Source organism: Bacteroides cellulosilyticus, assembly GCF_020091405.1.
Classification (GTDB): domain Bacteria; phylum Bacteroidota; class Bacteroidia; order Bacteroidales; family Bacteroidaceae; genus Bacteroides.
This window is the reverse complement of record NZ_CP081903.1, coordinates 2649434-2672453: the sequence shown is the minus strand read 5'-3', so window position 1 is coordinate 2672453 and position 23020 is coordinate 2649434. Positions and strand designations below refer to the sequence as shown.

The following is a 23020-nucleotide window of genomic DNA, read 5'->3' as shown; positions in this document are numbered from 1 at the left end:
AGAGACAGAAATATGCAAAAGGACGAAGTGTCATTTTCACACATAACTACACAAAAATCCAGTACCAGCGGCACAGTTTTATAACATTTTGATATTAAATCCAAGATATATCATTATATTTGCACTAAATTATCGTAAGAGAATGCGTATGAGTCCAAATATAACTTCCATTTTGCTAATCTATACCGGTGGAACCATCGGAATGATAGAAAACCCCGAAACGGGTGCTTTAGAGAATTTCAATCTCGAACAGCTGAAAAAGCACGTACCGGAGCTGCAAAATTTCACATTCCATATCGATACTTACCAGTTCGATCCTCCGATGGACTCTTCGGATATGGATCCGGAAGCCTGGCGTAAACTGGTGCATATCATTAGTGACCATTACGATAGATACACAGGTTTCGTAATCCTGCATGGCACGGATACGATGGCATATACCGCATCCGCCCTCAGCTTTATGTTAGAAGGATTGAGCAAGCCTGTCATCCTTACCGGATCGCAACTCCCTATCGGAGTACTCCGTACAGACGGAAAAGAAAACCTTCTTACCAGTCTTGAAATAGCCAGTGCACGTGATGCAAAAGGCAATCCACTTGTACCCGAGGTCTGCATCTTTTTTGAGAATCACCTGATGCGCGGCAATCGTACCATCAAGATGAATGCAGAGAACTTCAATGCATTCCGTTCATTCAACTATCCCGTATTGGCAGAAGCAGGTATTCATATTAAATATAATAATGTGCAAATCCGCTTTAAGGAAGTCGAACGGGAGCTGAAGCCACATTATCTATTAGATACCAATGTTGCTGTCCTAAAACTCTTTCCGGGTATTCAGGAGAATGTAGTATCGAGTATATTGGGCATTGAGGGATTGAAAGCTGTCGTGCTCGAAACTTACGGTTCGGGAAATGCTCCCCGTAAAGAGTGGTTCATACGCCGCTTGCGGAATGCTTGCGAGCAAGGGATAGTCATTGTCAACGTCACCCAGTGCAGTGCCGGAACCGTAGAGATGGAACGTTATGAAACGGGCTATCAGTTAATGCAGGCGGGAGTAGTTTGCGGATATGACAGCACGACGGAATCTGCGGTCACTAAACTGATGTTTCTACTGGGGCACGGCTATACGCCTGATGAGGTACGAAAAAGAATGCGTACTCCGATGGCGGGAGAAATCACTACGATTTAGAGAGAAACCGCATTTTCTCCACGGATTCATGCAGCGATATGCCGAATTACACATAAACACTACATACCAAAGAAAAAACTAATATTTGGTCAAAAGCTCTTTTCAGCCGTACCCGGTTCGCATTTCCTTCGCTTCTATAGAAGGATGAAAATAGCGAAGCAGATACGAAGAGAGTACGAAGGAGGTATAAAGGAGGTACGAGGTGGAATAAATTGTCCTGTTTTTCTGCCTCGTAAACAGCTAAATTCGTATCTTTGACAAATCATTCAGCAAGTAGATTTCCTTATGGCAAAAGAAAAAACGGTTTATGTGTGCAGCAACTGCGGACAGGAGTCTCCGAAGTGGGTAGGTAAATGTCCGTCGTGCGGAGAGTGGAACACGTATGTAGAAGAAGTGATACGAAAAGAAGTCGTAAACAAACGTCCGGTATCCGGAATTGAGACAGAAAAGCCAAAACCCATCGTTCTCAGTGAAATAGAAGCGGATGATGAACCGCGTATCGACTTGCATGATGAAGAATTGAACCGGGTACTGGGAGGCGGATTGGTTCCGGGTTCTCTAGTGTTGATTGGTGGGGAACCGGGAATTGGTAAGTCTACTTTGGTACTACAAACTGTACTTCATATCCCTGAAAAGCGCGTTCTTTATGTATCGGGTGAGGAAAGTGCCCGTCAGTTGAAATTACGCGCGGACCGTCTATCACAAAATTCCACCGATTGCCTCATCGTTTGTGAAACGTCATTGGAACAGATTTTTGTTCACATCAAGAATACCCGTCCGGAGTTGGTGATCATCGACTCTATACAGACTATTTCTACGGAAAGCATTGAATCCTCCCCGGGAAGCATCGCACAAGTGCGCGAATGTTCGGCAAGTATCCTGCGCTTTGCCAAAGAAACGCATACCCCGGTATTGCTTATCGGGCATATCAATAAGGAAGGCAGCATTGCCGGACCGAAAGTGTTGGAACATATCGTAGATACGGTATTGCAGTTTGAGGGTGACCAGCATTATATGTACCGCATCCTGCGCAGTATCAAGAACCGTTTCGGAAGTACGGCAGAGCTGGGGATTTACGAGATGCGTCAGGATGGATTACGGCAAGTCAGTAATCCGTCGGAGTTATTGTTGAGCCAGGATCATGAAGGGATGAGTGGTATAGCGATAGCTTCGGCTATAGAAGGGATACGCCCGTTCCTGATTGAGACACAGGCATTGGTAAGCAGTGCGGTATATGGCAATCCGCAACGTTCGGCCACGGGATTTGACCTTCGGAGAATGAATATGCTACTGGCTGTGCTGGAAAAACGGGTAGGTTTCAAGTTGGCACAGAAAGATGTGTTCCTCAATATTGCCGGAGGATTGAAGGTGAACGACCCGGCAATAGACCTGGCAGTCATCAGTGCCATACTCTCCAGCAATATGGATACGGCTATCGAACAGGAAGTTTGTATGGCGGGGGAAATCGGTTTGTCCGGAGAGATACGACCGGTAAACCGGATTGAACAACGGATCGGTGAAGCGGAGAAACTAGGATTTAAACGGTTCGTGCTGCCGAAATACAATCTGCAAGGAATTGATACGAAGAAAATAAAGATAGAACTGATACCGGTGCGGAAGGTGGAAGAGGCGTTCAGGGTACTGTTCGGTTGATTCACCACAGAGGACACAGAGGGCACAGAGGATTTAAAATATTATAGATGGAAGAAGATATTAATATATTGACTGGGACAACATTAAAATATGCATTTGAAGTACATACACAATTAGGCCCCGGATTATTGGAAAGCACATACGAAGCCTGCTTATTTTATGAGTTAAGTAAAGCTGGTATAAAAATAGAAAGGCAAAAGAAGTTGCCAATCATTTATAAAGGAATTACATTGGATACTGATTATAGAATTGATTTATTAATTGAAAAGAAATTAATATTAGAACTAAAAAGCGTTGAAAGCTTACTGCCAGTTCACTCCGCCCAGCTTCTTACTTACATGAAGCTAAGCGGTCTGCAATATGGACTGTTACTAAACTTCAATGTTCCAAGTCTAAAATACGGTATTAAACGTTTTATTTTATAACCCTAACCCTCTGTGAACTCTGTGTCCTCTGTGGTGAAAAAAAAGATTATGATACAAGAATACCAACTACGTGTGCTCCCCGAAGTGGCAGCCAACGAGCAACGACTGAAAGAATACCTCGTACAAGAAAAAGGATTGAATGTACGTGACATCACCGCTACGCGAATATTAAAGCGCAGCATCGATGCCCGGCAACGAACCATCTTCGTCAACCTGACTGTACGGGTATATCTGAACGAAATGCCCAAAGACGATGAATACCAGCCTACTATCTATAAGAATGTAGAAGGAAAACCGCAGGTTATTGTCGTAGGTGCCGGTCCAGGCGGACTGTTTGCTGCTCTGAGATTAATAGAGCTGGGACTCCGCCCTATCATCGTAGAGCGTGGAAAGAATGTACGCGACCGAAAAAAAGACTTGGCTCAGATCAGCCGGGAACATACTGTGAACCCGGAATCTAATTATAGTTTCGGTGAAGGAGGTGCAGGTGCTTATTCGGATGGAAAGCTTTATACCCGTAGCAAAAAACGCGGGAATGTGGACAAAATACTGAATGTATTCTGCCAGCATGGTGCCTCTACAGCTATATTAGTGGATGCACATCCGCATATCGGAACGGATAAACTACCGCGTGTGATAGAGAATATGCGGAACACCATTCTCGAATGTGGCGGAGAAGTGCACTTTGAGACACGTATGGAGGCGTTGATTATCGAAGGAGACGAGATAAAAGGTATCGAAACCCATACAGGACAAACAATTCTGGGTCCGGTGATTCTGGCAACAGGACATTCGGCGCGGGATGTGTACCGTTGGTTGGCTGCCAATCAAGTGGAGGTTGAAGCTAAAGGTATTGCAGTCGGTGTACGTTTGGAGCATCCTTCAGAATTGATCGACCAAATACAGTATCATAACAAGAACGGGCGGGGTAAATATCTGCCTGCCGCCGAATATAGTTTTGTGAATCAGGTAGACGGACGAGGAGTATACAGTTTCTGTATGTGCCCGGGTGGGTTCGTTGTACCTGCCGCCAGCGGTCCGCAACAGATTGTAGTGAACGGAATGAGTCCCAGTAACCGTGGCTCTCGTTGGAGCAATTCGGGAATGGTCGTTGAGTTAAGGCCGGAAGATCTGGAAGACGAAGGATTGAAGATAGAAAATAGAGGAACAGCTATGCAGGATGATAGTGTTACCTATCCCCAACTCAGCATGATGTACTTTCAGGAGGCATTGGAATATAATTGCTGGCAACAAGGCAATATGCGACAAACAGCACCTGCACAGCGGATGCAGGATTTTACACACAAAAAGCTGAGTTATGATCTACCGGAAAGTTCGTATGCTCCGGGACTGATATCTTCTCCCCTACACTTCTGGATGCCACCGTTCATTACAGAACGACTCAGCAAAGGATTCCAACAATTCGGACGATACAGTCACGGTTTCCTGACCAATGAAGCAGTAATGATTGGCGTAGAGACACGTACCTCCGCACCCGTACGAATCATAAGAGATAGGGAAACTTTGCAGCATGTAAGAGTAAAAGGCTTGTTCCCATGCGGAGAAGGAGCAGGATATGCAGGTGGTATTGTTTCTGCCGGTATTGACGGGGAACGATGCGCGGAAGCGGTAGCCGGTTATTTCAATCTATAAAATTCAAGGAGGGTATACTAACTCATTCAAATATACCCTCCTTAATAATTTATTAGAATTCTTTCTTCAACCGTTCACACCAATCCGTTATACGTTTATCCGTCAGCTTCGACTGGTTCTCTATATCAATCACCAGTCCACACCATTTACCATCCCTCAAAGCTCTTGAATGGTTAAATGAATAACCTTCGGCAGACGTAAATCCGACAAGAACAGCCCCTGCCTTTTCAAAGGCAGCAGCCAGTATTCCCAGGCCGTCAACAAAATTATCGGGATACCCGATTTGGTCACCAAGCCCGAAGAGAGCAACTTTCTTATCTTTCAGATCGAGGCTTTCTATCTCCGGTATCATCTCATCCCAATAGGTGGGCAATTCACCATCAAACCAGGTAGAAGCACCTACTATCAGTTTATCATAAGCCTGGAAATCATTCTGCCAAGCTTTTTCTATCATAATCATTTCCACTTCTTTATGTCCGAGCTTCTCACGTATCTTCTCTGCGATATGAGAAGTCTTGGCAGCATTCATTGCATAAAATAATCCTATCTCTTTCATAATAACTTATTATTAAATTAATATTCCAACAGCTTCTTGGCTGCTTCATAAATTCTATCTGCACCCGGCAGAATGGCACGTTCCAATATCGGATTAAAACCTACAGGAGTAAAGGTAGAACCTACACGCTGCACCGGTGCATCCAGGTAACGGAATAAGTCTGTACCAATACTGGCTGCTATCTCACCGCCGAAGCCACCAAAGACTTTATCTTCATGAACAATCAGGGCTTTACTGGTCTTCTTCACAGACTCATAAATGGTTTCTTTATCCAACGGTATCAAAGAACGGATATCGATCACTTCCACACTCCAGCCACCTTCTTTTTCCAAACGTTCGGCAACATTCAGGCAGAAATGCGTTGTATTACCATAGGTGATAATACTCAGATCACTGCCCCCACGACGAATACGCGCTTTCCCAAAAGGAACTTCAAAATCATCAGGGACGATGGTAGCTGCTTCTACGGAATTATACAATGCTTTCGGTTCAATAAACAGCGTAAACCCACGGGAGCGTATACTTGTACGGAGCAGTCCGGCAGCATCATCAGCAAAGGATGGACAAACAATCCGCGCTCCGGGCAGAGTAGCCAAAGCACCCTCCAGATTTTGTGAGTGATAGAGTCCACCACCGATATAACCACCGGAAGCCAGACGTAAAGTTACATTAGGAACGAACTGTCCGTTGCTGCGCCAATACTCATGGGTACATTCCACATATTGTTCTACGGCAGGCCAGAAATAGTCGGCAAACTCCGCACCTTCTATCACTACCCGGATTTTAGGATCAAAACGGCTCATGCCATTTGCTGTGCCGACAATATAATCTTCGGCGATAGGTGCACTGAATACACGAGCTTCGCCGAATTCCTGTTGCATACCTTTCGTCACGTTGAACACGCCCCCTTTATCCCGATTGGCAACATCCTGCCCCCAAATGAAGGTATCAGGATTATGGCGGAACTCTGCTTTCAGCGTCTCATTGATGGCAGTTACAAAGAATTTCTTCTCTCCTTCTGTCTCACGATGTGTCCCATCTTTATATTTTTCCGGTTCGTAAGGTTCCGGCAATACATAGTTGAAAATGGTTTTAGGATCGGGATCGGGAGCCGTCAACGCCTTACGATTGGCAGCAGCCAGATCTTTCTTTGCTTTCTCCTCTATTTCTTTCAGCTCTTCCTCGGTGAGACGCTTGTAACGTAACAGCATCCGGCGGAACTTCAGCAACGGATCAGCTTCTTTCACATAAGCCAGTTCGTTTTCATCCCTGTACAAAGTGTCTTTGTCAGAGTTGGAATGGGAACCGATACGGACACAATTGGCATGTACGATTACCGGATTCCGGTTCAGCAATGCATACTCACGGGCCTCAGTCATGGCATTCATGGAGTCGAACACATCTTTTCCATTACAATGGATAATCTTCAGATTCTTGAATCCGGAGAAGTTATCCGCCACTTTACGGGCTGCCGTCTGGTCTTTCTTCGGAACAGATATACCATATCCATTATCCTGCCATACAAAAATAACGGGCAGGCGTTCAAGGCTGGCACCATTGACAGCTTCGTAGACAAAGCCTTCGGAGGAGGCAGATTCGCCGTGTGAAGTAATAACGACTCCTTTATGGTCATAATATACCATTGCACGTGCCACACCGGCTGCATGAAGATCATGCGTACCTGTAGCCGAGGATATATTCTCGATATGCCATTCGGGTTTGGCAAAGTGATTGGACATGTGGCGTCCGCCACTTCCCGGATCAGTAGCTTTGGAGATACCATTCAGTATAAGCTCTTCCGCTGTCATTCCGGCGGAAAGGGCAGTCAGCATATCACGGTAGTAAGGGAAAAGGAAGTCTTCTCCTTTGGTAAATACCTGTCCGATGGCCAACTGTATCCCGTCATGCCCGGCATATGGAGCGTGAAAGGACCAGCCAAGGGACTGCAACAGGTAAGCGGGCGCTTTTTCATCAAGCGCACGCCCCAGCGTCATCAAGTAATACCACTTCTTCAGCAGTTCCACATCTGTGGTTTTTATATTGTACTTTTTCATACTTATCAAGGTATTAAGTTATTCTTTCCAGTTTTCCAGATAATCTTTAATAAAATAGAGGAAGTTGCCACCTAATGAACCATCCACGACTCTATGGTCATAAGAAAGGGACAGATACATCTTATGACGGATGGCAATCACATCTCCTTCCGGGGTCTCTATTACGGCAGGCTTTTTCTCGATGTATCCTACTCCCAGGATAGCCACCTGAGGCTGATTGATGATAGGTGTACCGAACAAAGACTTGAATGTACCGAAGTTCGTAATCGTAAAAGTGCCACCGGAAATATCATCGGGCATCAGCTTATTATCACGAGCCTTGAGTGCCAGTGAATCAATGGCTACGGCAAGTCCGTTCAGGTTCAGACGATCGGCATCACGAACCACCGGAACAATCAGATTGCCATCATTCAAAGAAACGGCAATACCGACATTGATATGTTTCTTGAACAAGATATTATATCCCTCTACCGATACATTCACTTGCGGGTAAGCAGCCAGTGCCTTCGCCACAGCTTCTGTGATGGCAGGCATATAAGTAAGTTTCACTCCCTCACGACGGAAGAAAGCATCTTTATTCTTATCGCGCCACTTCACAAGTTTCGTTACATCCACTTCCACAACATTGGTTACGTGTGGGGAAGTATGTTTGGACATTACCATGTGGTCGGCTATCACCTTACGTACACGATCCATCTCTTTTACTTCAACACCTTCTGCTGAGAATGTGCCGGAAGCAGGTGTAGTACGTTGTACTTCAGGAGTTGCAGCAAGTTTAGCAGACGACTGGGCAGGTGCTGTAGCTACCGGTTGCGGTGCAACGCTTGCAACAGGTTGCGGACTTGGCTTAGCAGCAGATTGCGCCGTGGTGGTACCACCACTTTGTTTCCGGACAATGTAACTCTTGATGTCCTTCTTGCTCACCCGCCCCTGATATCCGGTACCCGAAATAGTATCCAGTTCTTCAGGCTGAATGCCGGCCTCACGAGCCAACTGAAGAACTACAGGCGAGTACCAACGCTCTTCTTCCGTTTTTACAGTCTTGACTTGAGGAGTTTCCTCAGAGGCAGTCTTAGAAACAACCGCAACACCCTCATCCCCGGAGTTCTCACCTCCGATATCGACAATAGCCACCACCGTACCCACAGCCACGGTGTCTCCTTCCTTAAATAAAATTTCCACGACTTTACCTTCTACCGGAGACGGTATTTCGGCACTGACTTTAGCGGTATTTACTTCAAATAACACATCATCTTCCTTGATGATGTCTCCTACTTGTACCGACCATGAGATGATGGTACCTTCGGTTATACTTTCACCCAATTTGGGCATCTTTATTTCAAATCTTGACATATAGTTAAGTTTTAGGTTCTCGGTTTATTATTATACAACAAACAACTGAGTAGTAAGTTTTTAACTTAAGTAAAAGTTAATGCGGATTTATGATATATCCACTCTTTGCAGGAATACTTTTCCGCTTTCAACCGTTCGATGGCTTCCATATCTCCGGCAGAGAAGCGGTAAATCCGGTTATCGTCATCATCCACAAAGGAGTGAAAGAGCAAATGCATGAAACGTTTGACGTCCATGGGTTCGGACAAAAACTCTTTTATATTAACAACTTCACTCCGTACGGAAGGTACTGCACGCATAGTACGAGAGCCCGGTAGACGGCTTTCCGCATCCGGATCGCCATTCAATGCCGCATTCAATGTATCCAGATCAGTGGAAAACAACAAAGTACAATGATACATCACACGGTCTTTGTGTATACACTGCGCACTACCTGATATTTTCCGTTCATCCACATAAATGCCCAAACGCTGGTCAGCATAAGCTGAGATGCCTACCTTTTCGAGGAAATCGACAACCTGTTGCAGGTAATATACAAAGTCCGGTTGTTTTACGGTTTCAATAAAACTCAGGTTAATGTTTCCCCGGTCATGATATACAGCCCCTCCACCGGAGAAACGGCGTGCCAGGGTTATTCCCTTTTCATCCAGAAACCTCTCGTCCGCTTCCGCTGCCACACTCTGATGTTTCCCTATCACTACGGAAGGTTCCGACTGCCAAAGCATAAAGAAGTTACCTCGCTTCTGCTTCAACAAATACTCTTCTGCTGCCAGATTAAAATAGATATCCGTGCAGCGATTATCAATACAGAACATTACGCAAACAAAGTTTCATGGAAGATTTCACCGACCGTCGGATGCGGAAAAACAGTCTTTTGAAACTCTTCCACCGTATATCCGTGCTGCACGGCAAGTCCGGCAAGAACAATCAATTCGGAAACAGGGTTTCCCAGCATATGGCAGCCTATCACCCGATCATCATCGTCCAATATCAACTTACATAGCCCGTTCACCAATTCATTCTCGGCTACAAAACGACCGGAATAGGCCATCGGTAACTTCTGTACATGATAACTGATACCGGATACTTTCAGTTCTTCCTCAGTCTTACCGACTCCCGCTACTTCGGGATTGGTATACACCACACCGGGTACACAATCGTAATTCATACGGTCTTCCACTCCCAGGATATGATTGACAGCAACTTCACTTTCACGAATGGCAGTATGTGCCAGCATAGAACGCCCGGTGATGTCGCCACAGGCATAAACACGAGGATGGGAAGTCTGCATATGCTCATCCACCTTCACACCGTTGCGCAGCAGTTCAATGTTCAGTTTATCCAAACCGACCTGGGACAAGTTAGCTTTCCTACCCACACTGACGAGTACCTTTTCGGCTTCGATAAGTGCAGTCTTACCTTCTTTTTCAATAGTGACACCCTCTTTGCCGACTTCAATTACTTTGGCATTCAAATGGAAATTAACCCCACGCTTCTGATATTCTGAACGTAGCATGCCACTGGTTTCCTTATCCATGGCGCCCAATACTTCGGGCATCATTTCAACAACATGCACCTGCACACCCATGCTATTGAAAAAAGAGGCGAATTCCATCCCGATAACACCACCACCGATAATGACAAGTGAACGGGGCAAAGTTGTGATCTCCAATGCTTCCTTTGATGTCCAATAATCAATTTCAGATAATCCTTTAATGGGAGGGATCAATGTATCGGAACCTGTACATACCAACAGATAGGTTACTTCATATACTTCGCCGGCAGCCGAAAGTTGGAAACGTCCGTCCGCCTCACCCATAATAACGGCTTCCTGCGGCACAATAACAGCACCGTACGAACTGACCGTCATCTTCACACCACCAGTCAGCTTTTTCACAATCTTATCTTTACGGTCGATAATCTTTTTCATATCGAATGACGAACCGTCGGGCACAGAGATGCCATACTTGGACGCGCCTTTCATATTGTCCCACAACTTGGCGGAATAGAGTAGAGTTTTGGTAGGGATACACCCCTCATTGAGACAAACACCGCCAATAGCTTTCTTTTCAAACAAAACAGTTTGCAGCCCGTTTGCAGCCGCTCTTTCAGCTGCCGTATATCCGGCAGGGCCACCGCCGATGATAGCTATATCATATTTCATAAATCAGTAGTATTAAGTAAATTATATACTTAACAACAAAAGAGAAGAGCGCAAAGTTCTATAGCAACCTATTAAGGAAAGTTACTGTTTTTCAATCACAATAGCCTACATCCTAAAATTTATCTGTACTTTTGCAGAAATTTAAGAAACACTATGGTAGCTCCCGAAATAGCAATTGCTGACTCCAACACCTTATCATGTATGGGATTGCAAAGCCTTCTGGAAGAAATTATCCCGATGGCCGTCATCCGTGTATTCAGTTCGTTCGAGGAACTGATGGACGATACCCCCGATATGTACGCGCATTATTTTGTTTCAGCACAGATATATTTTGAGCATACCGCTTTTTTCCTACCGCGCAAGCCCAAGACCATTGTATTGGCAAACGGTGACAATCAGCCTCAGCTGGCAGGAATACCGACCTTGAATATTTATCAGGACGAGAAAACACTGATCAGAAACATCCTGCAACTGCATCAGTTCGGACACAAAGGCGGACATCCTCATAGCCACCCCCACGGACATCCCCACGGTGCAACAGCGCATCCGTGCGGTAATCCTCATGCCGACAGCGAACATGATCTCTCTCCCCGCGAAATAGAAGTACTGGTACTGATAACCAAAGGACTTATCAATAAAGAAATAGCCGATAAACTGAATATCAGCCTGACTACCGTCATCTCCCACCGAAAGAATATTACGGAGAAGCTGGGCATTAAATCAGTGGCCGGACTAACGATTTATGCTGTAATGCACGGATACGTCGAAGCAGACCGTATCTAAATCCTAATAAATGAGGATTGCGGGTATAAGAGAAATCCTCTTTCTTTGCAAGCGAAATAATAGAAGCAAAAAATGGAGAAGAGTAAATTGTTAGCCTTTGCCCTGGCACTCCTGTCGATAGGGAACGTATGTGCAGAGGAAGTGGATACCCTGAAAATAGTGGACGTTGAAGAAGTCCTGATCATTGCAGCACCTAAAGAAAACCGTAAGTTGCGCGAGCTGCCCAATGCCGTCACCCTGCTTTCGCAACAAGACATGCAGGCTGCACAAGTGAACTCAATCAAAAACCTGACCGCACTTGTACCCAATATATTTATTCCCGACTACGGTTCGCGACTGACATCTGCCGTCTACATTCGTGGTATCGGTTCTCGCATCAATACTCCCTCCGTAGGGCTCTATGTTGACAATATACCTTATATAGATAAATCCGCATTCGATTTCAATTATTCCGACATCGAGCGTATTGATGTGCTGCGCGGTCCGCAGGGTACACTGTACGGACGAAATGCGATGGGTGGACTTATTAAAGTACATACCAAATCTCCTTTCTCTTATCAAGGTACTGACTTCCGGATAGGGGCAGGTACACACAATCAATACAATACTTCCGTCACTCACTATCACCGGATGAATGAGCGCTTTGCATTCTCGGCTGGAGGATTTTATGAATACGAAGGCGGTTTCTTCCGCAATGCAGCGCTCAACAATAAAAAGGTAGATAAAGGGCAGTCTGCCGGTGGACGTATCCGCGCCATCTACTTGCCCAGCGATAATTGGAAGCTCGACTTTAATGTAAGTTATGAATATGGTGACCAGGGCGGTTACCCGTATGGACTCTACAATAAAGAAACCGGAGATGTAGCCAAAACGGCTTACAATGATGAAAGTAGCTATTACCGCAACCTGCTGAATGCCGGACTTAATGTAGAGTACCAGGCACAGAATTTCACACTCAGTGCCGTAACCGGATATCAGCATCTAAAGGATCGTATGTTTCTGGATCAGGATTTCACAGCCTCAGATACGTATACACTGGAACAGAAACAACGCATCAATACCATCAGTGAAGAAATTGTAATGAAAAGCAAGAGCAACCGGCGTTGGCAATGGGCAACAGGTGTCTTCGGATTCTATCAATGGCTGAATACTACTGCCCCCGTCACATTCAAGGAAGATGGTATGGCGATGATGAACAAGATGCTGGGTAGCGTAATTCCTCCACTAATAGAAGTACCGATGAGCCCGGTGATGAATATGAATATCATGCCATCATTAAAAGTAACCAGCACACGTTTGCCCATCAACGGAGATTTCAAAACACCACTTCTGAATGGAGCCCTGTTTCACCAATCCACATTCAGAGATCTATTTAGTATCGACGGATTATCATTCACTGCCGGACTTCGCCTGGATTATGAGAAGATGAAGATGGATTATAACTCCGGCACAGCAATGGATTACACCGTAGGCATTACAGGTCAGATGATGCAGAACGGACAGCCTGTTCGTGATCCTATAATAATGATGCCGGAAACAGCCCTGACTGTAGAATCCTGCTACGAAGGTTCCATCAGCAAAGATTATCTGCAACTACTTCCGAAGTTCGCCTTGCAATATGACTTCCGGGATAATGCCGGAAATGTATATGCTACCGTCAGCAAAGGTTATCGCTCGGGAGGATATAACATTCAGATGTTCTCCGACCTTCTACAATCCAGTTTGCGCAACGATATGATGAAGCAATCTAAAGAAGCAATCATGCCCAATGTTCCGGACAACTTCAAAGATTTGGTAGATGGTTTCCTACCCGATGGCGGTAAGAATCCGGATGCCCGGGCTGCCACCGTATATAAACCGGAACAAACCTGGAACTATGAAATAGGTACTCACCTAAACCTTTTCCAAAACCGTCTGCGTGCCGATGCCGCCCTGTTCTGGCTTGAAACGCGCGACCAGCAGATTTCCCGCTTCGCCCAGAGCGGACTTGGACGCGAGACGGTAAATGCAGGAAAGAGCCGCAGCTTGGGAGCAGAAATATCTCTGATGGGTGCAGTTACCACTAACTTTACCCTGACTGCAAGCTATGGTTATACTTATGCCACATTCAAAGATTACATAACAACCAACAGTAAATTAGAAGAAATAAGTTACAACGGCAACTATGTTCCTTTCGTTCCGAAGCACACTCTGAGCCTGGGCGGACAATACATTTTCCGCATCAACCCGGGACATTGGCTGGACCGTATTCAACTTAATGCCAACTACACCGGTGCAGGACGTATCTATTGGACCGAGCAGAATGATGTCAGCCAAGCCTTCTACGGCACATTGAACGGACGCCTCAGCCTGCAAAAAGGCAACGGACAGATTGACTTCTGGGTTCGCAATGCACTGGATAAAGACTACGCTGCCTTCTACTTTGAAAGCATGGGCAACGGATTCATGCAGAAAGGCCGCCCCATACAGGCGGGAATCGAACTACGTTGCAGGTTCTGATAGAGATCATTACTTCCGTCCCCATACATCTCCCTAACCCGTTATGCAAAAGATGGCATCTTTTGTCGCAAAAGGTGGCATCTCTAACATCAAAAGATGGCATCTTTCGCAGCAAAAGATGCCATCTTTTACATTACATCTAAGCAGGAAAGAGGGGAAAAGTAAGTATCATAAGCATGAAAGGGTTAAGAGAACTTGCTACACCCTATTATTCATTGATAGCACCACAGCTTGGGCAAGCCCCCTTTTCTTTTAATTTCTGTCCGCAGCGCCCGCAACGATAGCGGTAAATGACAAGTGTAGTACACATTCGCTTTAGGAAAAGTCCAAGGAAAACAACAAGGAAAATATAGCCGATATAGATTTGTGTAGTCAGTATAAAGAAGAAATAACAGAAGATACAACAAGATGCCAATCCCAACAGATAGAATACGGCAGCGGCAGGAGTCAACTGACGGAACAAGTCATCGAGTACTGCCAGCAGTACAATGATAAACAACCAGATGCTCAGCAAAAAGACTGAGAGAATAAACGGCACCTTGAAAGGTGAAAGCGTAGGATTAAAATAGAAATGTTCCCACGTTTCGGGCACAAAGACTTGCATCGTCTCATACACCGTAGCACTGAATGCCATCAACAGGCAGAGCAAAAGCGGATATACACTATCAATATCATTGAAATAAACAATCTTCAACTGCTTCCGACGGAACAGACGGAACACCCAGGCACCGATAAACAAGGCGAAAATAATCACGAAGTAAGAAGCATGTGTATCACTGAACAAGTAAATGAATTGTGAGATACTGTCCGTAGGTACAAAAGCTTGCATCATTTCCCGCTCCCCGATCCAGCCTTGTATCTCCTGGGAATGAGCCAGTTTTACCCAAACACTGTCCACACTATCAGCAGAATGAATGGCAAATTCGGCCACTACTACACGGTCTCCTCTATACAGAGTATTGTAGCAATCCTTCACCGGCAGACAGGCAAGCACCACGGAATCCTGCACCACTTCCAGATTCGTATTCAACGTATAATGCCGGTCGTAAAGGTAGGTCAGAGAGTCGCGGGTTTTATCACTGATACCTTCATCATCCAGATTGGGACGGGAGTAACGACAGGAAACCAGACTGATAATAATCGCTATCACCACAGAGTAGCACAGAGTTGCACGGAGTCTTTTCTGATATTTAAGAAACTCTGTGTTACTCTGTGCCGCTCTGTGGTGATAACGAATATGTCCTCTCTTATTCTGCATATACTTTCATCTGACAATTCTTACAATCAAACTCCAAGCGGAAGCGCTTACCATCAGTTCCTTGCAAACAATAAGGCTCCCGATAGGGTGAACGTCCCTTCTGATAAGTAGGGCACCACCCCATACTATAACGCAAACAATGCTTGCAGAACATTAAAACAGCACCCGGTACAGATTGTTTCTCATAAGCCGGAGCTACGGTAGCAATGCCGTGATCGGTATAGAAAGAGGCGGCACGGGTATTCATTACATTACCGAGGTACGTTAATGAAGTAGCGGAAGCTGTTGTCTTAGAAGAAGTTCCCGGCAAAGGGAAAGCATGAGTTGTAGGTTTCCAGACTGCCACTTCCTGCCGATAATTAATACGGCGAACGGTAACCAGCTTGTCTACGGCTTGACGGCGCCAATCGGCTACTACGGAAGCGGGAAGAAACCAGTTATCTGAAAAGCGGATTTCTATGGCGGAATTTGTTTCAAGCGAACGATTATCCGCTAATATTCCGGCTTCAAAAGGAGTATTTCCCAATTTACTGAGTTGAGTACGCAGATTATCTGCCTGCGGGGTACGGGCAGGTTCTTTCTGATAAGGGAAAGAAAGTGTAACGCTATTATCATCCTCATCCGTGACAGTCAGAGCAAAGCCGAAGGCAGTATCTGCCAAAAGCAAGGAAACGGAAATCTTTCGTTCGGAAGACTTACGTGCCAGCAACTTCTCAAACTCCTGGTCATAGTTACGGTAAAGTACAGTACGCGGACGGATACGAGGCATCTCACCTGCCGGATAGAGTTTATTTCCATCTACACGGTTGATACGGAAGCCTTGCAGGCGTCCTTGCTCATCGATATAACAAACACCGTCACCGTTGTTGAATGATTTCAATCCGGCTACTGTGAGGTAGTTTCCACGTTGTTCCTTCATGGTTCCCATCTCTTCACCGAGGGATTTCGGAGTATCAAAAGAGAAAATTTCTTCACTGCGTCCGTGCAGGAAGTAATGCGTAAATCCACGACTAAAACTTTTATCTAACTGGGGACGGAATGTATAATTGCAAGTACCGGAAGAGGCTCGGGCATATTCTTTACGGCGTGTAAAGATGGCATCCAGCTTTTGGCGGTAAGCAGCCGTAACATTCTTTACGTAAGAAACATCTTTCAGACGACCTTCTATCTTGAGCGAAGTAGCACCTGCATCAAGTAACTCTTCCAAGATATCACTTTGATTCAAATCTTTGAGAGATAGCAAATGCTTATCACGTACAATTACTTTTCCGTCGGCATCCACCAGACTGAAAGGCAAACGACAGAATTGTGCACATTCTCCCCGGTTGGCACTACGTCCGAAACAAGCCTGGCTGACATAACATTGCCCGCTATAACTAACGCAAAGTGCCCCATGTACAAATACTTCCAACGGCACTTCCGGACAAGCTTTATGAATATGGCTGATTTCCTGAAGGGAAAGCTCACGTGCCAATACTACTTGCCGGAAACCGGCTTCTGCAAGGAAACGTACTTTCTCCGGTGTACGGTTATCCATTTGGGTACTGGCGTGCAAGGGAATAGGCGGTAGGTTTAAGCGAGTGATTCCCATGTCTTGCACAATGAGGGCATCTACTCCCGCACGATACAAATCCCAAATCATTTTCTCCGTCTCTGCCAGTTCTTCTTCCTTTAAGATGGTATTGACAGTCACATAAATCCGGGCATTATATAAATGGGCATGAGCCACCAAAGCAGCTATATCTTCCAACGAATTGCCGGCTGCTGCACGTGCGCCAAACTTAGGTGCACCGATATACACTGCATCCGCACCGTGGTTAATAGCTTCAATGCCACATTCCATGTTCTTGGCAGGGGCCAGTAACTCTATCTTCCGTTGCTTTATCATATCGTTTTAGTTACAAGTTACAGGCTACAAGCTACGAGTGCTACACTATATACCGCAAGGTCTTGTCACTCGCAGCTCGTAGCTTGTAGCTACTTTATATCATTAATATTGTACGGAGTTTCCTGATAAACGAAATAGTTCAACCAATTAGAGAACAGCAGATTGGCATGGGCACGCCAACGTACCATCACACCTTTGTCCGGATCATTATCCACATAATAATTACGAGGTATTTCAATAGGTAGACCTTTATCCACATCCCTGCGATATTCCGTATCCAGTGTCAGTGGAGAGTATTCCGAATGTCCGGTAACAAAAAACTCACGTCCACCACGTGCTACCACCAGGTGTACGCCTGCATCTTCCGATTCCGAAAGTAAAGTAAGCTCCGGCACTTTCAAGATATCTTCTTTCCGTACTTCCGTATGGCGGCTATGGGGTACATAGAACATATCATCGAAACCACGGAAAATAGCGTGCAGCGGATCTAAAGGACGATGCTCGAATATGCCGAACATTTTCTTATCCAACGCATACTTGGGCACTCCATAATGATGATAGAGTCCGGCCTGTGCAGCCCAGCATATATAAAGGGTAGATGTGACATGCGTACGCGCCCAATCGAATATTTCCATTATTTCATCCCAGTAAGTCACCTCTTCGAAATCCAATTGTTCTACAGGGGCACCAGTGATAATCATACCGTCGTACTTCTCGCCACGCATCTTTTCAAAGTCAGTATAGAATGTCTGCATGTGTTCTACAGGCGTATTCTTTGATGTATGACTCTTGATTTTCATGAACGAGATTTCCACTTGAAGCGGTGTATTGGAGAGCAAACGCACAAGATCTGTCTCCGTGGTAATCTTCAAAGGCATCAAGTTCAGGATAACGATGCGCAACGGACGGATGTCCTGTTGCGTGGCGCGGGAGTTGTCAATAACAAATATGTTCTCTTCTTTCAGCAACTCTATCGCCGGCAGCTTATCAGGTAAATTTAATGGCATAAGTTATCAGATTATCTTTAATTTAGAGTACAAAGGTACTGATAATTTTGAAATCTCCCGCGAAAGAATGAAAATGTAGGGACATTTCAAGTTATTTATCCCCTTCATACAAAGCATTATAAATAAATAATTGGTATAAAGTTATTCTTTTCTTTCTGTTTTTTAAAAGTTTATTTTACCTTTGACGTCCATTAGGTTAATAAACGTTGAAAAACATAAAGATGGAACAGAACCGGAATTCAAGCGTGAATTCAACTAATTAGCATTCCAAAGCAACAGTCTTTTCTATACCAATTATGGTCCCAACCACCCCAGATACTCCAATGTTTTGATTAACAACTATTAATTGGGAATTCGATCATCGTATTCCACAAAACAACAACATTATATGAACAAAACAACTATCAAGAAAAACAGACTGATCCTATTATCACTCTGCCTCATCCACTTATTTACCGCTTGCGTCAATAAAATTGACTCAGAAACACCTTCCGGAACAGTACCGATCACATTTACCACAAAAGTCAGTAAAACCAATACGCGAGTAACCAATACGGCCTTTGAAAAAGGAGATAAAGTGGGATTGTACGCAATGCTGTCTTCTACTTCCATTGCAAAAGAACGATACATTAACAATTTGCTGTTAGAATGCGGAGAAGATGCTAAACTTATCCCCGAAAAAACTGTTTTCTACCCAGTGGGAGATGCAATGCTAGACTTCATCAGCTATTCTCCATATCAGTCGGCAGAGATAGCAGCCAACTCTTCCATCATCCCAGTTTCCGTACAGTCCGATCAAAGCAATGCCCAAAAGCGATCTCTATCTGACTTTCTAATTGCCACACAAGCAAAGATAGCAAGCAGCGAAAAGGCCGTTGAACTGAAGTTCCATCATAAATTGGTGAAATTCAACATCACACTTACACCGAAAGGAGATGAAAACGTTGAAGCTTTATTAAAAGCCAATCCACGCATCATTGCCACAGGATTCTATAATAAAGCCGATTACGATCTAAGCACAGAAGAATTTACAATTCATAAAGAAGAAGACGCGGATATCATTCCTTACGGAACATGGAGTATAAAAGAGGGGAAATTAATAGGAAAAGAGATTATTATTATCCCTCAAGAGATTAATCCCGATACGCAATCATTCGTTATGGATTGGAACGGACAACTATACACATGCCCGATGCCGGAATTAACAATGACCGGAAGCACACAATGCAACTTGGACATCGCCGCCATGCAGACCACCAGTCATGTGCTGACAGGGATAGCCAGCAGTATAGAAGACTGGACAACCGTAGAAGGTAAGGAAACGGACAATAGCGGCAAGACGACAGCCATACACATTGCCGCCCTGTCTTTCACCCAATCAAATGTTTATAGAGTATACAACAGCGGAAAACCTATCGTGGAAATCTGCAAAGAGTATCTTAAATCAGATGATATCGATTCACAAGCAATCACGATTTATCCTATCGGCGTAGATGAACAAAGTGATTTGAACAACGGGACAGTACTTCAACTGTTGGATGATGACAGAGACATCAATGGAGGACAAATAAGTTGGAACACAGAGAATAATTCTTTCACGTACACTCAGGGAACCTCAGGAACAATCGATAAATTCTATTTGGATGAAACAGGAACAGTAACACTGGCAAAGCCCGATAAATCATCGGATGTTAATGTAATCCGGTACACGATTCGAGATATCAGAAACGGAGCACTGAAAGAACACCCGATAATAAAGATAGGGACACAATATTGGATGCGGAAAGATCTGTGCGAAACTACATATATAACTGGAACTCCCCTTACAAAACGAGTTGAATTGGGCACCGGAGCAGGCTACTTCAAACCAGACAAATTTGAAATATACTTCTACAACGGAGAAGCCATACTGGCCGGTGACTTAGCACCGGAAGGATGGAAAATACCTAACAGCAAAGACTGGGAAGGCTTGAAGAATTATACAGGTAATGAAGCATCACTGATTAAGGCAGGAGAATGGCAGGGATTAAAAGAGGATGACCATGTATATCCTGCCTCCAACCTGACCGATTTCGGTGCATATCCGATAGGCATGTGGTATGAACAAGCACATGCACAAGTCTATAAAATGACCGGATATTGGACTCTTGAAGATAACGGCAAGACCATACCCGAGCAAACCATATTCCTCACAGGAAGTGATGAACATTTTATTTCAAATGGAACTTTAGTAACCAATAAGACATTCTATAAAGCCCTTTCCATACGTTGTATAAAAGAATAGCCCAACAATAAAAGCATATCTCATTTCTTTTTCGTATTTTTGTTCCCAATGTACAAATAAGTTTTGTTCACCGAACAAAGACAACGAAAAAGAAATGAGAATTATCGACCTGATACACAGCAACGAGAAGACAGCTTTCTCTTTTGAAATACTGCCACCGCTGAAAGGCACAGGCATCGAAAAGCTGTACGAAACCATAGATACTTTACGGGAATTTGACCCGAAATACATCAATATCACCACACATCGCAGCGAATATGTGTACAAAGATCTGGGAAACGGTTTGTTTCAGCGCAATCGCTTACGCCGCCGTCCGGGAACTGTTGCCGTAGCTGCCGCCATCCAAAACAGATATAATATCACTGTAGTTCCGCATCTTCTTTGCAGTGGTTTCACCCGCGAAGAGACGGAATATGTACTGCTTGATCTGCAATTCCTGGGTATCACCGATTTACTGGTGCTACGTGGAGATAAAGCAAAACATGAGTCTGTCTTCACTCCCGAAGGCGATGGCTACCATCATGCCACTGAATTACAAGAACAAATCAACAACTTCAATAAAGGCATCTTCGTGGATGGCTCGGAAATGAAAGTGACCAATACGCCATTTTCCTATGGCGTAGCGTGTTATCCCGAAAAGCACGAAGAAGCTCCCAACATCGACACTGATATCTACTGGCTTAAAAAGAAAATGGAAGCCGGTGCAGAATATGCCGTTACACAGCTTTTCTATGATAACCAAAAATATTTCGATTTCGTAGAACGTGCCCGAAAAGCCGGAGTTACCATTCCCATCATTCCAGGTATCAAACCATTCAAGAAGATGTCTCAAATCAGCATGATACCCAAGACTTTCAAGGTAGACTTGCCCGAAGAACTGGCACTTGAAGCCATGAAATGTAAAACGGATGAAGAAGCCAAACAAGTAGGCATCGAATGGTGTGTTAAGCAATGTAAGGAGTTAGTGGAGCATGGAGTACCCAGTATTCACTTTTACTCCATCGGTGCAGTGGACAGTATAAAAGAAGTTGCAAAGCTGGTATACTAAGACGGCAGCCAAGTAACATGAGTTGTAATTTATAAAACCATATATAATATCGTGTTTTTCAAAGAGGTAATAGGACAAGAAGCAGCCAAACAGCGACTCAGACAAGAAGTGCAAGAGGGGCGTATTCCTCATGCCCAGCTCTTCTGCGGTCCATCGGGAGTGGGAAAACTTCCGTTGGCAATGGCTTATGCCCGTTACATCTGTTGCCCGAACCGTACAGATACAGATGCCTGTGGAACTTGTCCCTCCTGCGTAAAGTGGAATAAGCTGGTACATCCTGATGTACACTTTGTCTTTCCCATCGTAAAAAAAGGGAAGAAAGAAGTATGCGACGATTACATAACTGACTGGCGACATCTAGTGCTGAACAGCCCTTATTTCAGTCTTAACCACTGGCTAAATGAGATGGATGCTGAAAACGGGCAAGCCATCATCTATGCAAAGGAGAGTGACGAGATAGTACGCAAGCTCAGCCTGAAATCGAGCGAAGGTGGCTACAAGGTTACTATCGTCTGGCTACCGGAAAAAATGCATGTAGTTTGTGCCAATAAGTTATTGAAGCTTCTGGAAGAGCCTCCCGAAAAAACTGTATTCTTATTGATATCCGAAACTCCGGATATGATACTGCCGACAATCCTGAGCCGTACGCAACGTTTCAACATCCGTAAAATAGAAGAAACGGATATTGCCAACGCCTTGCAACAGAAATACGGTGTACGTCCTAATGATAGTTTCACCTTGGCACATCTTGCCAACGGTGACTTTATCAAAGCATTGGAAACCATTCACCTGAACGAAGAAAACGAACTGTTCTTTGAACTCTTTGTCAGCCTCATGCGTCTTTCCTATCAACGGAAGATACGTGAAATGAAGCAATGGAGTGAGCAACTGGCAGGCATGGGACGCGAACGACAGAAGAACTTCCTGACATACGCCCAGCGTATGATACGCGAGAATTTCATCTACAACCTGCATTGCAAAGAGATGAGTTACATGACTTTGCCTGAACAAAACTTTGCCACTCGCTTCGCCCCTTTTATCAACGAACGGAATGTAATGGGAATGATGGATGAATTGAGCGAAGCGCAGATACATATTGAGCAAAATGTAAATGCAAGGATGGTCTTCTTTGATTTTTCGTTGAAAATGATAGTTCTACTGAAACAGTAGAAATCAGATATATAGTAGTAATCTCAATCATAAATA

Annotated in this window: 17 protein-coding genes; 9 read left to right on the top strand and 8 right to left on the bottom strand. The window is 44.6% G+C overall.

The window, feature by feature from the left end:
• The first annotated feature begins 148 nt into the window (after window positions 1-148).
• From K6V21_RS09530 to K6V21_RS09515, 4 genes are all read left to right on the top strand, one after another.
• Window positions 149-1189, top strand: coding sequence for an asparaginase (locus K6V21_RS09530; protein ID WP_118222940.1), 1041 nt, complete (start codon window positions 149-151; stop codon window positions 1187-1189).
• A gap of 285 nt (window positions 1190-1474) precedes the next feature.
• Window positions 1475-2842, top strand: a complete 1368-nt coding sequence (gene radA / locus K6V21_RS09525) for a DNA repair protein RadA (protein ID WP_007219727.1) — start codon at window positions 1475-1477, stop codon at window positions 2840-2842.
• 47 nt (window positions 2843-2889) lie between these two features.
• The gene (locus K6V21_RS09520) at window positions 2890-3267 is read left to right on the top strand and encodes a GxxExxY protein (protein ID WP_217714614.1); all 378 of its coding nucleotides are present in this window, start codon (window positions 2890-2892) and stop codon (window positions 3265-3267) included.
• Window positions 3268-3315: 48 nt separating this feature from the next.
• Window positions 3316-4920, top strand: a complete 1605-nt coding sequence (locus tag K6V21_RS09515; RefSeq protein ID WP_224321608.1) for an NAD(P)/FAD-dependent oxidoreductase — start codon at window positions 3316-3318, stop codon at window positions 4918-4920.
• A gap of 52 nt (window positions 4921-4972) precedes the next feature.
• On the opposite strand, the gene K6V21_RS09510 is transcribed toward K6V21_RS09515, so the two are convergent.
• The 5 genes from K6V21_RS09510 to lpdA all read right to left on the bottom strand — a co-directional run bounded on the left by K6V21_RS09510 (window position 4973) and on the right by lpdA (window position 11047).
• Window positions 4973-5476: a flavodoxin gene (locus K6V21_RS09510; protein WP_217714616.1), complete on the bottom strand. Its 504-nt coding sequence runs from the start codon at window positions 5474-5476 to the stop codon at window positions 4973-4975.
• 17 nt (window positions 5477-5493) lie between these two features.
• Window positions 5494-7530, bottom strand: a complete 2037-nt coding sequence (locus K6V21_RS09505; protein WP_007219723.1) for a thiamine pyrophosphate-dependent enzyme — start codon at window positions 7528-7530, stop codon at window positions 5494-5496.
• A gap of 18 nt (window positions 7531-7548) precedes the next feature.
• A complete protein-coding gene (locus K6V21_RS09500; RefSeq protein ID WP_224321607.1) occupies window positions 7549-8883 on the bottom strand; it encodes a dihydrolipoamide acetyltransferase family protein in 1335 nt (444 codons plus the stop codon).
• A gap of 65 nt (window positions 8884-8948) precedes the next feature.
• A complete protein-coding gene (locus K6V21_RS09495; RefSeq protein WP_224321606.1) occupies window positions 8949-9698 on the bottom strand; it encodes a biotin/lipoate A/B protein ligase family protein in 750 nt (249 codons plus the stop codon).
• Window positions 9698-11047 carry a dihydrolipoyl dehydrogenase gene (lpdA, locus tag K6V21_RS09490; RefSeq protein WP_217714620.1) on the bottom strand — a complete coding sequence of 450 codons (1350 nt, stop codon included), beginning with the start codon at window positions 11045-11047 and terminating at the stop codon, window positions 9698-9700. The genes K6V21_RS09495 and lpdA overlap by 1 nt, the downstream gene beginning before the upstream one ends.
• Before the next feature lie 153 nt (window positions 11048-11200).
• Here lpdA and K6V21_RS09485 point away from each other — a divergent pair, with 153 nt between their 5' ends.
• The gene (locus K6V21_RS09485) at window positions 11201-11830 is read left to right on the top strand and encodes a helix-turn-helix transcriptional regulator (protein ID WP_007209403.1); all 630 of its coding nucleotides are present in this window, start codon (window positions 11201-11203) and stop codon (window positions 11828-11830) included.
• A 72-nt stretch (window positions 11831-11902) separates the two neighbouring features.
• Window positions 11903-14329, top strand: coding sequence for a TonB-dependent receptor (locus K6V21_RS09480; RefSeq protein WP_224321605.1), 2427 nt, complete (start codon window positions 11903-11905; stop codon window positions 14327-14329).
• Between the two features lie 208 nt (window positions 14330-14537).
• Here K6V21_RS09480 and K6V21_RS09475 read toward each other — a convergent pair whose 3' ends face one another.
• The 3 genes from K6V21_RS09475 to metA all read right to left on the bottom strand — a co-directional run bounded on the left by K6V21_RS09475 (window position 14538) and on the right by metA (window position 18482).
• Window positions 14538-15587, bottom strand: coding sequence for a hypothetical protein (locus K6V21_RS09475; protein WP_224321604.1), 1050 nt, complete (start codon window positions 15585-15587; stop codon window positions 14538-14540).
• The gene (locus tag K6V21_RS09470) at window positions 15577-17475 is read right to left on the bottom strand and encodes a peptidase U32 family protein (RefSeq protein ID WP_224321603.1); all 1899 of its coding nucleotides are present in this window, start codon (window positions 17473-17475) and stop codon (window positions 15577-15579) included. The genes K6V21_RS09475 and K6V21_RS09470 overlap by 11 nt, the downstream gene beginning before the upstream one ends.
• Window positions 17476-17564: 89 nt before the next feature.
• The gene (gene metA / locus K6V21_RS09465; RefSeq protein WP_007209648.1) at window positions 17565-18482 is read right to left on the bottom strand and encodes a homoserine O-succinyltransferase; all 918 of its coding nucleotides are present in this window, start codon (window positions 18480-18482) and stop codon (window positions 17565-17567) included.
• 388 nt (window positions 18483-18870) lie between these two features.
• Here metA and K6V21_RS09460 point away from each other — a divergent pair, with 388 nt between their 5' ends.
• From K6V21_RS09460 to K6V21_RS09450, 3 genes are all read left to right on the top strand, one after another.
• The gene (locus K6V21_RS09460; protein ID WP_217714623.1) at window positions 18871-20766 is read left to right on the top strand and encodes a fimbrillin family protein; all 1896 of its coding nucleotides are present in this window, start codon (window positions 18871-18873) and stop codon (window positions 20764-20766) included.
• 94 nt (window positions 20767-20860) lie between these two features.
• Entirely contained in the window at window positions 20861-21814 is a 954-nt protein-coding gene (gene metF / locus K6V21_RS09455; RefSeq protein ID WP_217714624.1) for a methylenetetrahydrofolate reductase [NAD(P)H], read from the top strand.
• 51 nt (window positions 21815-21865) lie between these two features.
• Entirely contained in the window at window positions 21866-22984 is a 1119-nt protein-coding gene (locus tag K6V21_RS09450; RefSeq protein WP_217714625.1) for an ATP-binding protein, read from the top strand.
• Window positions 22985-23020: the final 36 nt, after the last annotated feature.